Origin of the sequence: Gemmatimonas sp. (assembly GCF_046594945.1) — a bacterium.
Classification (GTDB): Bacteria; Gemmatimonadota; Gemmatimonadetes; order Gemmatimonadales; family Gemmatimonadaceae; genus Gemmatimonas.
In genome coordinates this window covers 21,100-32,870 of record NZ_JBKJRB010000038.1, presented here as the reverse complement: position 1 = coordinate 32,870, position 11,771 = coordinate 21,100, and the positions used below count along the sequence as shown (strand labels likewise).

The 11,771-nt window shown below is 65.2% G+C and carries 8 protein-coding genes; 4 read left to right on the top strand and 4 right to left on the bottom strand.

Annotated elements, in window-relative coordinates:
* The coding region (locus tag ACLL97_RS04565) for a glycosyltransferase family 39 protein (RefSeq protein ID WP_411279294.1) at positions 1-1,646 on the bottom strand (1,646 nt) is incomplete at its 3' end.
* Between the two features lie 7 nt (positions 1,647-1,653).
* Positions 1,654-3,219: an alkaline phosphatase family protein gene (locus ACLL97_RS04560; protein ID WP_411279293.1), complete on the bottom strand. Its 1,566-nt coding sequence runs from the start codon at positions 3,217-3,219 to the stop codon at positions 1,654-1,656.
* 205 nt (positions 3,220-3,424) lie between these two features.
* On the opposite strand from ACLL97_RS04560, the gene ACLL97_RS04555 reads away from it, so the two are divergent.
* Entirely contained in the window at positions 3,425-7,396 is a 3,972-nt protein-coding gene (locus ACLL97_RS04555; protein ID WP_411279292.1) for an ATP-binding protein, read from the top strand.
* A 78-nt stretch (positions 7,397-7,474) separates the two neighbouring features.
* Here the strand turns inward: ACLL97_RS04555 and ACLL97_RS04550 are convergent, their stop codons facing one another.
* A complete protein-coding gene (locus ACLL97_RS04550) occupies positions 7,475-8,662 on the bottom strand; it encodes a dipeptidase (RefSeq protein ID WP_411279291.1) in 1,188 nt (395 codons plus the stop codon).
* A gap of 219 nt (positions 8,663-8,881) precedes the next feature.
* Positions 8,882-9,040, bottom strand: coding sequence for a hypothetical protein (locus ACLL97_RS04545; protein WP_411279290.1), 159 nt, complete (start codon positions 9,038-9,040; stop codon positions 8,882-8,884).
* 231 nt (positions 9,041-9,271) lie between these two features.
* Between ACLL97_RS04545 and ACLL97_RS04540 the strand changes: the two genes are divergently transcribed.
* The 3 genes from ACLL97_RS04540 (at position 9,272) to ACLL97_RS04530 (ending at position 11,771) form a co-directional block, all read left to right on the top strand.
* On the top strand, positions 9,272-9,676 hold the full coding sequence (locus tag ACLL97_RS04540) for a COG3650 family protein (protein WP_411279289.1): 405 nt from the start codon (positions 9,272-9,274) through the stop codon (positions 9,674-9,676).
* A gap of 63 nt (positions 9,677-9,739) precedes the next feature.
* Entirely contained in the window at positions 9,740-10,141 is a 402-nt protein-coding gene (locus ACLL97_RS04535; protein ID WP_411279288.1) for a cupin domain-containing protein, read from the top strand.
* A gap of 28 nt (positions 10,142-10,169) precedes the next feature.
* Positions 10,170-11,771 carry an SDR family oxidoreductase gene (locus ACLL97_RS04530; RefSeq protein ID WP_411279287.1) on the top strand — a complete coding sequence of 534 codons (1,602 nt, stop codon included), beginning with the start codon at positions 10,170-10,172 and terminating at the stop codon, positions 11,769-11,771.

The window sequence follows — 11,771 nt, the reverse complement described above, 5'->3', positions numbered from 1 at the left end:
AGCGTCGTGATCAGCCGTACGCGCCGCGTGCCGTGCGCGGTCATCGCAGAATCGAACGTGGCGACTTCGCCAATCTCTACATAGTTGCGATCGACCGAGAGCTGCAACTTCGTGCCGTAATAGTGCACACCAAGCCACGTGGGTCGGATCGCGAGCACGAGGTCGTCGTCACCGCGTCCACGCTCGAGATACTGCAGGGTCGCGCTGTAGGGCTGTTTCGGGACGGCGTAGTAGCGCACGAGTGAGAGTGCGGAGAGCGTCGCGAGTACTCCGATCAGCGTGAGGGAAACCGCCTGCCGCCGTGCCGGCAACGCAAACGGCAGCCGCGCTGCAGTGGCATCGACGGTAACGACCGCCGTCAGCACGGCCAGCGGAAGCCAGAGCAAAAAGAAGCGCGGCGAGAACGTCATGCCGCGCGACACCAGGAGCAGCGCCGTGAGCACACCCGGCAGCGACAGCAGCGCGGTTATTGCCCATTGTCGTCGCCAGAGTACCACGAAGCCGGCGGTGGCGAGCCCGAGGAACGGCACTGCGGCCAGCGCGAGTCCGGGGCCGAACCCTTCCACAACACCTCGCGCCACCACCTTCACCAGATCGTTCGAGGTCGCGGACGATCCGGTTTGGCCGAGGGTGTAGGCCGACGTGATGTATAGATAGGCGTCGGGCAACGCCACGGCGTACAGGCCGAGGCTGCACAGTCCCGTGACCGTGTAGACGCTGACCAGACGCCACAATAGCGGTGCGAGCACGCCGGCCCGCTTCCATTGCTGCCGCGCGATCACGGCCACCACCAGCAACTGCGCCGCGATCACGAACGCCGCATTCAGCAGCGCCATCATACCGAACACGGTGGCCACGCCGTACTGCACCCAGTCTGACAACCTGTCGTCGCGAAGCGCATCGATCAGCGCCCGCGTGGCGAGCAACGCGAAGAACACGTAGGCCACGTAGCCGCGCGCGTTCTGCGAGAAGAACACATGATGGTACGACACCGCCAGCAGGAGTGCCGCGCCAAGACTCGAACGACGGCTCATCGCGAGGCGTGCCACACGATAGAGCGCCGGGATAGACGCCACGCCGAACGCGGCGACACCGAGTCGGACGCTCCACTCGTGCAGGCCGAACGCCATCACCGACGCTTTGATGATCAACGACATCAGCAGGTGATTGTTCGACGATTGGTAGCTGCCGACGATCTCGGCGAACGACATCGGCAGCGTCTGATCGATGGTCATCAACTCGTCGGTCCAGAGATCGGCGCCGATGCCGTACACGCGCAGAACCAGCGCGACGAGGGTGATGAGCAGCAGCCAGCGACGGGCCGATGCTGCCTCGAGGTCGTGCGGTTCGCGGCGCAATGCGAAGCCTGACACACGCAGCGCCGGTGGCAACGGAGTCCAACGCCACCCACGCCGCGCCAGGACTCCGATCACCACCGCCTGCAGCCCGAGGATGACGCGCAGCAAGGTGGTTCCGCTGATGGGTCGCGCAGGAAGTTCCGGCGTGCGCGGCAACGTGTCGTACCATGCCGTCGGCATGAACAGCGCGACCAACACCAGCACCAGCACCAGCACCAGCGGCAGCGCGACGCTGGGGACGCGGTTCACGCCGAGGCTGAGGCCGCGGCGGAGTCGTGATATGAGCACGCTGTGATCAGGCGCGTGTGGTGGCGGACACCGGCCGTTGCACGAACGGCAACGGCTGACCCGTCATGGTGTCCGGGATCGGCACGTCGAGCATGGCGAGAAACGTCGGCGCGAGATCGCGCACATTGACCGTATGCGTCGTGGTGTCCTTCGGAATCCACGGGCCGGCGGCGGCCACGAAACCGGTGGGACGGTGGAAGCTGGAGCGGTGGTAATGCTCCGGATCCTGTACGAGCTTGGCCCTCGGGTGCAGCACCTCGTCCATGAAATGCGGGGCCCACTCCCATTCCACGAAGAGGTCGGGCAACACGTGATCGATGCCGACCTGAAACGCGTCGGCGCTCCGAAACACGCGGGCCACGGCTGGGCGTCCGGTTTTTGGATCGATGAGCTGCTTCAGATCGGCCTCGATGCGGTCCAACAGCGCATTGTACTCGGCGCCCGGTTCGACGATGCCTTGCGGTTCACGTGTCCGCACATTCAGTCGGATCTGCCCGACATACAGATTGGGGATCCCGAACGCCAGGGAGCGACTCCAGTCGGTATTGGCCGCGAAATCGCTGGCGATGAGCTGCTCCTGCACCTTCGCGGGCAGGAACTGACTGACCCACTTTCGCACGGGCTGCGGGACCGCACGACGCAGCAGTGTGAGCGGATCGAAGCGCGTACCTGCGATCAGTTGTTCGGCGCGCAGCGGCACCTGATACCCCAGCTGGTGGAGAAACGCATCCATGAGTCCCGTGGTGGGAAACATGCCCGCCATGCCGTAGGCCGACATGATGAACACGTTGGCGTCGGTTGGCAACTCATCGAGGGTGCGCGCGAGTTCGTCGTCGATCGCCTGATACAGATCACGGAGCCCGTTGGAGAGGCGGTTGGGCGGCGCGAACTCCGGCTGATACGACCACAGACGATGTCCGATGGTGTGCGCTTCGAAAAATGTGGCCACGACCACGTCGAACGTGTCGCGGCCGATCACATCGCGACACACGTGTCCCTTGGTCGCAATCCGGGCAAGGGCGCGCTGGTAGTCGGTGAAATCTTCTTCCTCGGTGCCCCGATGGGCGAAGGTCGCGAGCTTTTGGCCTGCGCCGAACTTTTCGCGCACCTCCACGAGCACATGCTCCGGGAGCGAGCGCGCCATCTCCCACAGCCGTTCCGATTCGTGCGCCGCCCAGTTGGCGAGCTGAATGCCGGGCACATCGGGGATGACATCGAGCTCCGGTGGATCGACCACCGCCGCCTTTTTCGTGCCGCCGCGCAGGAAGCGCCAGAAGGGCGGGGCGTCCTTGGCGACGGCGGCGTTGGTCTGCATCAGCGTGTAGGTGCCCGGCACCAGCTGGCGCACGCTGTAAAAGCCGTGCGTCGTTTTTGCGACGCCACTGTACAGCGAGATCCAGCTCCCCATCTCGTTCACGAGATCGGCCCCACCGATCTTGTGGAAGCACCCAGCCTGCATGACGCCGGCCAACGTGGGCATGTAGCCATCGGCGGTCCACCGCTGCACCAATTCGATGTCGGCGGCATCGATGCCGAGAATGACGAGGGACGGTGCGGTGCGTTCAGGCGACATGGACGTCTGGTACAGTGGGGTCCCACGACAGTGGTCTCGGGTCTCTCACCGGAAACTAGGGTGATCAGGGCTGTTGTGTGAGGGAACCCGGTATCCCCTTCACCGGGGCGCGGTGTCTTGCGTTTGGCGAGCGGTCCCGTTTCTTCCCAATGGAGCAGCTTGCCATGAGCTGATCGGCTCTCCATTGAACGGGTAGCAGCGACTCATGCAGTTCCCGACATACCGCCGCTCGCACTTCGACCGATTGTGCTTCGGGCTGACGCTGGTTGTCAGTGCGATGCTGTGTGCGCCCGTTGCCATCGCGCAATCGGGCGCGGGCATCGATGATGCGGCGTATGTCGCATTCGGTCGACGGGACGGGCTGCCGGATGCCCCCTTGCTCTCGTTACAGCCCACGCGGGACGGCGGGTTGATCGTGGGGACGTCGGATGGCGTGCGTCGCTTCACGGGGCGGAGTTGGGTAGCGGAGTCGCTACCGCCCACGGTGCCGCGCCGAGAGTATCGGGCGGTGCTCGACGGGGCTGACAGCGTGCGCTACTTCGTGCACAGCTTTGGCGTGGTGTTGCAGCGCGGCGGGCAGTGGATCGCCGATGTGCGTCTGGCCGACACGCTTGCCCCGATTTATTCGGCGGTGGAGTGGCGACGGTCTGACGGCCAGCGTGAACTGGTGGTCGGTGCCGCCTCCGGGGTGTACCGGCTGATTGACCGTGCGCGCTTCGAGCGGCTGACGCTTCCCGTGCAGATGCCCCCCCTCGATGCCATGGTGGCGGTCGGTCATGTCGGCGAGTCCGACGAACTCTGGATCGGCACCCGCAGTGGCGGGGTGGCCCGTCTCCGTGCCGGAGCGTGGACTCGATGGGAGGGGCTCACGGACCTGCGCATCGAGCATCTCGCCGCCGCGCCGGCGGTAGCGGGCGTGGGCGACAGCGCGAAGGCGGTGGTTGCGACGGCAGGCGGCGCGTTCGTGTTGATGGGTGACCGCTGGCGCCGCGTGGGGCCGCCTGTGCACATAGCGCGCGTGCTCCGGGTTCGCATCGGCGAGCACTACGAAACCTGGCTGGGGACACTCAGCGGTGAGCTGTTCCGGGTCGCCGACGGTGGCCTTCCGCAGCTGGTGGACATCAGCGCCCGCACCCGTGGTTCCCGCGCGCAGGTGCTCGCTGCGATCGACCATGGCACGGGCTCACCGACGATCTACGCCGGATTTCGAAGCGGGACGTTGCTGCGCTTCCGTGTCGGCGTGGCGGGACGACTGCTCCTGCCGCCGGCGATGGTTGGGCATCAGGTGACCGCCATGGCCGGCGTGACCGACGAGGGTGGTGTGTGGTCCTGGATGCTCGGCGTCGGCGCCATTCGTCTGCCGGATCTCAAACGCTTCGCCGCGGCCGATGCGATGCTGGGCGGTGGTGACGGACGCGTGCGCGTGTTGTCGGTACGGGTGCGGGGTATGCCGCAGGTGCTGCTCTCGGTCGACGGGCGTCTGTATCTCTCGTCGCCATCCGGCTGGCGACTCGTGCTCGAACTGCCATTCGGTGAGTACGTGCACGATCTCATCACGGGACCGGCGCCGGATGGGGTGATCCGTCCGGTCATTGCGACGCTGCGCGGCGGGTATGTGCTCAATGACGACGGCACGCTCGCGCCATGGACGGCGTTCCCCGCCAGTGTACGTGCCGCCACCGTCGATTCGTTCACGGCGTCGCCGGCGCTCGTTGCGCTACGCAGTGACGGAGCGCTTTTGCGCTCCAAAGGCGCCACCTTCAGCTTAGTGCCTGGCGGAGCGGTACCGATCCGGGCCACGATGAATGCCGTGGTGTCGTGGCGATTTGCCTCGGGTGAGTGCGCGCTGATCGTCGGCACCAGTGAAGGGCTGGCGATACTGCGCACCTGCGGTGGCGCGGCCAGCTGGCGTGTTATCACCGAGCGCTCGCATCCCGGTCTGATGGGTAACGAGATCAGTGACCTCGCCGTGCTCCCCAATCAGCGTGTGGCGGTGGGGTCGAGCCGCGGACTCGTGGTGATGCAGCTGGGGCACAGCTTCGCGACGGCGGATACCGTGGTGACTTCCATTACCGATGCCGACGGTCTGCCGCATCCGTTCATCAACGCGATCGGTCCGCTCGATGCGCAGGGCCGTTTGTGGGTTGGTACGCCGCTCGGTGCCGGGTTTGTCCGCCTGGCAGGGTTACGTCGCACGCCGCCGCCGCCGGTCTTGCTGGCGCTCGAGATTCGCGATGGCCATGGAGCGAAGGTGTTCGACGGTCGTCGAATTCCGGCGGAGGCGTCGCGCATTGATCTCGACGTGCTCGCCGCGACCTATCACCGCGAAGACGACACCCGCTATCGCTTCGAGCTCGACGGCGTGACGATCCACGCGACCCCGTGGACCGATCGCCCAACGGCCACTCAGCTGGCACTCCCGGCCGGCAAACACGTGGTCCGCGTTCGCGCCATGGGCTTCAACGGGCGTGAGTCGGAAGTGCTGGAGCGTCGATTCACGGTGCTCCCGCCGCCGTGGCGCTCGCCAGTCGCGTTGGTACTGTACGCGATCGGCCTCGGTGCGTTGTTCTTCACCGTCGACCGGCTGCGCACGCGTCGGGCACGCCAGCGCGCGGCCGATGCGGAAGCGAACGAGCGACGACTGGCCACGAGCGAGGAACGATTCCGGCGGCTGTTCTTTGATGGTGTGAATCCGCAGCTGCTGGTCCTCGACGGGACGATCTGGCAGGCCAATGCGGCGGCGGATGCACTGCTGGGGGCCCCCGGGGCGTCGATCGTGTCGCGCCAGATCGGTGTGCTGCTGCCGGACATCGGCGACGGATTATCGGTTGGCGCGCCGGCCACGTGGCGACGCGAACTCGACGCGGTCGGCCCCGAAGGTGCGCGGATTCCGTTGGAGGTCGGTCACACACGCATTCCGCTCGACGACGCCACGCTCGACCATCTCGACCTGCTCGATTTACGCGATCGCAAACGACTCGAGCAGGAGCGTCGCAAGTTGGAGTCGCATCTGCGAAACACGCAGCGGCTCGAGGCGGTGGGCACGCTGGCCGGCGGCGTCGCGCACGACTTCAACAATCTGCTTACGGTCATTCACTCCAACGCGGAACTGGCGATTGCAGACGTTCCGCCCTCCGCCCCGGCGTCGACGGCGCTGCAGCAGCTGCTGATTGCCAGCAATCGCGCGCGCGAAGTGGTGCGGCAAATTCTCACCTTCAGTCGTCAGACCCCATCGAAGCACGTCGACATTCGCATGGTGGTGCTGCTCGACGAGATGCAGTCGTTGCTGCGTTCCATCCTGCCGTCCACGGTCGCACTGGTGCTCGACAATCAGGCGCCGGACGCCATGGTGTATGGTGATGCGACGCAGTTGCAGCAGCTGCTCCTCAATCTCTGTTCGAACGCCGAGCATGCCATGCGGGAGACAAAGGGTGGAATGCTGACGGTGTCGGTGCAGTGGGCGGCGGACGCCGACCGGTTGGAGGGCGCGTCCACGTTGTTGCTGTGCGTGTCCGACACCGGTGGAGGTATGAGCGATGAAGTGCGTACGCGCGCCTTCGAGCCATTCTTCACCACCAAGCCGGTGGGCGAAGGTACGGGGCTCGGCCTGAGCGTGCTGCACGGCATCGTAGGCGCGCACGGCGGAACCGTGGCGTTGCACTCGACACTGGGTCGTGGGACGACCGTCGACGTGCGACTCCCAGCGCACGTGATCGAAGGCCTGCGAACACCTACCGCCACACCAGCTGTATCGACCGCCGTATCACCGGTGGTGCCGCCGTCCGTCGGTGGTGCGAAGCGCGTGCTGATTGTCGACGACGAAGTGGCAATTTCACGCGTAATGGCGGCGCTGCTCCGTCGGCACGGTTATGAAGTCGACGTCGCCGGCAATGGTACCGAGGCGTTTCTCCGTGTACAGCAGGGGCCCGGGATCGACTTTGTGATTACCGACCAAACCATGCCTGTGTTGACGGGAACGGAGTTGATCGAACAGCTGCGTGCGCATGGCATGCAGATGCCGATCATCCTGATGTCCGGCTATGGGGCGGCCATCAGCGAGGATCGCATGATGCAACTCGGTCACGTGTGGCGGCTCGACAAGCCGTTTGTGATTGACGACCTGTTGCGTGTTCTTACGCAGTGCGTAGCCGCCGTGCCCGGCCGTGTGGTTGCGTGACAGACGACGCCTCGCGGCGGCGGCGCCAGCTCATCCGCTTCGTGCCGAAGGCGTTGTCGCGGGCAAATTGGCCGTGCCTCACTTCCAGGTTGCCGACAGTACCCGCGCGAAGCTGCCACCGAGCAGCAGCTTGATGCTGGCGTCGGAGTGCTGGCGCCTCACCATAGCCTCGGTGAGATCGAAGATGCGCTTGGAATGATCGAGACCGTCCACATGCGCGCCGCCATGTGGCGTGAAGTACGCCCCGTAACGACTGAAGTTGGGCTGTCCGAGCACCGACGGGGCACCAGTGCGCGGGAACGGGTTGGCGAGTCCCGCCATGTCGAGATCAGAACCGATGCCGACGTGATCCGGACCAATCAGTGTAAACAGGTGCTCCACATGATCGACAACATGCTCTACCGTCACGGGTGGCGCGGGGCGAATCATGAAGCGGATCATCGGAATGCCGACCACGCCGCCCTTGGCGGCGAGCCGTTTCAGTGCGTCATCGGATTTGCAGCGCGGGCATGTCGGCATGAGCGCGCGGCTGGACGCATGCGAGAAAATGGGCGGTCGCGTGACGGCGGCAAGAGCGTCGAGGGTGGTCTGGTCGGCACAGTGCGACAGATCGACAACCATGCCCACGTGTTCCATGCGCTGCACGATGCTGTGGCCGAACGCTGAGAGACCGCCGTCGCGGTTCTCGAGAAAACCGGCCCCGATGCGGCTCTGCATGTTGTATGTGAGTTGCGAGACACGCTGACCGAGCGAATAGAACGTGTCCACGTCGTCGGGCGTGCGGAAATGGTCGGAAATCTGCGCCGAGAGCATGATGCCGATCTTGCCTGACGGCTTCACCGATCGCAGGTCACCCGCGTCGTCGATGCGGGTAAACCAGTCACCGTGCGACGCGATAAATCCGTTCCACTGCGCGTAGAACTTCATCGCGTCGTCGTAGTTGCCGGGACCACTCCCCAGCGCCAGCACGCTCACGCCGGAATCTCGGAACGTCGCAAAGTGCTCGGCCGTGAACGCCGCCGGATCGCGCAACCATCGCGTGGCCAACGGCACGTCGTCCTTGCGGAGGTCCTCGAACGCGAACTGACAGAGCATGTCGATCACGGTCGCCTCGTGCATCAGGGCGATCGTGCGCGCCGAATACTCTGCAGGGCTCGCAGCGAAGAGCCGATAGCGGCCACGCAAGACCGCCGGGGCGGCCACGGTGGTCAGCGCGGCGGCGGCAAGGCTGCGGAGCGCGGTGCGAACCGCGGAGCGGCGATCCATGGGCGGGAGGCGGGAGGGGGAACGGACGGCTGGCGGTCGCGTCAGATGTATTCCCGAACTCGCGACCGCCGCAATAGGGCTGCCGTCCTTTACGAAGTGGGATGGGGTTTCCGCGCCGGCCGCGGCCTGCTCGAGCCTACGAGACGGGCGTAAGCGACGAATCCCCGCGGCGTGCCGAAGCACCACCGCAGGGATTCGCGTATTCCACTATACGGAAAATCAGTCGCCGAAGACCGCGGCGTCCTTTGAAGGCTGTTCGCTGCCGTAGCTCACCGAACTCGGCGGCGCGTCGGCTCCGAGGCGTGTGGCCAAGGCAAACCCACCGAAGGTGAGAAAACACACGGCAATCGTCAGAATAGCGCGGTTGATAATCTTCATTGCGTGCGCCTCGTGGGCGTCATCGCAGAGGTCGTTCCACATGTGTCAGGAGCCAGGTGAAGCGTAAGAAAAAAAGGAATAAACTCCTGTCCAGTATCGGCAGGTGCATCGGGAAACGGGAGTGTCGCAACCAGCATGCACTGTGACAAACGGTTCGACCCTGTGACGGACGTGCTGTCCACCGACGCGTCCCGCCGTGCGCGGCGACGGACACGCGCTAGACTTCCGGTCATGCACCATCGCATCGTGGCACCCCTATTGCTCCTTGGTGTTGGCAGTCTCGCGGTGAGCGCGTGCGCCGGCGAGCGCTCGGCGCCGGTCGTGCTGACCGTGGCTCGCGGTACCGAGCCGTTCTGGTTGGCGAACGTACGGACCGATCGCGTCCTTTTCAGCCGGGCGGGGGCCGACAGCGCCGTCTATCCGTACGCCCCGCCAGACTTTGATGCCGACGGCCGCGCCGTCTATCGCACGAGACGTTTCGGCGTCGATCCACTGCTTACCCTGGTGATCCAGCGAGGCGACTGCAGCGATGGCATGTCGGATCAGCGCTATCCTGGCCGCGCCGTGCTCACGCGTGGAGACTCCACTTGGCGCGGATGTGCGACGATTGTGCCCGATCCGGTCGAAGCGAAATAGTGTGCGCCGATCGTTGATCGATCTCGAGCTCGTGACCTGCCGTCCCGAACAGGAGTGCTACGCATGACACCCGAAGAACGACTACGGCCGCATTCACACGATCGGTTGGCGGTGGCTGTCCAGCGAATCGACTTTGCCGCGGCGGCGGCGGCGCTTCGAGCTGAGGCGCATGCGTCGGTGGCCGGCCATCGTCAGGTCGCCCTTGTGCGTCGCGGTCCGCTATCGCTGATCTTGTTTGCGTTCGAGGCGGACGGGTTCATCAAGGAGCACCAGACAGACGGTGAAGTGACGATTCAGGTGCTCGCCGGCCAGCTGGATGTCACGGTACACGGCGAGGTGCTGCAGCTGGGTGGCGGCGAACTGGTGGCGCTGGCACCAAAGCAACCCCACGCCGTGCGCGCGATCGTGGCCAGCGACATGCTGCTCACGGTGTGCCGTATCCCCGCCGCGCCGGAGTCGGACTGATCCGTCGCGGTCGCCGGGCCACCTCGGTATGCTTCGGGATGGAGATCCAGTGACCCCCCTCGACAGGCCTCGCGAACCCGGAGCCGACGCGTTCCACGACGACCTCCGCGCTGCCACCTCGCTGCTCGAACAGGTGATCGCCGATCGTTCGTTGCTGGTGCGGCTGCCGGCCGACGCGCGTCAGCGCTTTCTGGAAGCGGTCGGCCACGTATTTCATCCGGACGCGCGCGCCCGCCGCTCGATGGTGAAGGCCACCAGCAAACAGCGGAAGCTCGAGGCCGCGCGGCGCGACGACCGCGTGCTGCAGGAAACCGGCATCCGCGAACTGCGTCGCAAGCCGGTGTTCACCACACCGAACGTGTATCTGTCAGGCGACAGCGCAGCCGGTACGTCCACCGATGCGTTGCGCGAGGATGACGCGTCCGAAGCGATCGTGCCGCAGCACTGCTACATCTGCAAGCAGAAGTTCACGACGATTCATCACTTCTACGACCAGATGTGTCTGCCGTGCGGCGACTTCAACTTCGCCAAGCGCACGGAATTGGCGGACCTCCGCGGACACACCGCGCTGTTGTCCGGCGGCCGTGTGAAGATCGGATACCAGGCCGGACTCAAGCTGCTGCGCTGCGGCGCGCGACTGCTGGTGACCACGCGCTTCCCGCGTGATTCGGCCCTGCGCTACGCGGCCGAGCCCGACTTCGAGGTGTGGAGCGATCGGCTGGAGATTTTCGGGCTCGACCTCCGACACACGCCAAGTGTGGAAGCGTTCTGCCGTGAGCTGCTGCACACTGAAGCACGTCTGGATTTCATCATCAACAACGCCTGTCAGACGGTGCGCCGCCCGCCCGCGTTCTACGCGCACATGATGGACGGTGAGACCGCGGCCGCCAGCACGCTGTCGTCGGCGGCACGCAAGATCCTGGGCACCTACGAGGGACTGCGTGGCGCGCAGCTGCTTCCTGATCCCGACGCGAGCAGTAGCGCGGCGGTGGTGCAGAGTGGCGCTGCCCTGGCGCGTGTGGGTCTCACGCACGCGGCCGCGCTGTCTCAGGTGCCGCTGGTGCCCGACGACATGCTCGTGGCGCACCAGCTCTTTCCGGCGGGCAAGCTTGATCAGGACTTGCAGCAAATCGATTTGCGCGAGCGTAACTCGTGGCGCCTGTTGCTTGATGAAGTGCCGAGTGTGGAGTTGCTGGAAGTACAGCTGGTGAATGCGATCGCGCCGTTCCTGATCAACGCGCGCTTGAAGCCGCTCATGCTCCGTACGGAGAATCGCGACAAGCACATCGTGAACGTGTCGGCGATGGAAGGACAGTTCTACCGTAACAACAAGACGACGCGTCATCCGCACACGAACATGGCCAAGGCGGCGCTCAACATGATGACGCGCACCTCGGCCGCCGACTATCAACAGCACGGCATCCACATGAACAGCGTGGACACCGGCTGGGTGACGGACGAAGATGTGGCAGCGCTTGCCGCGCGGAAGGTGGAGAATCATCGCTTCCATCCCCCGCTCGATATCGTGGACGGGGCGGCGCGGATCGTCGATCCGATCATTGCCGGTGTCTCGGGGGGAGTGCACGTGTGGGGGCAGTTCCTCAAGGACTACGCGCCGACTGATTGGTAG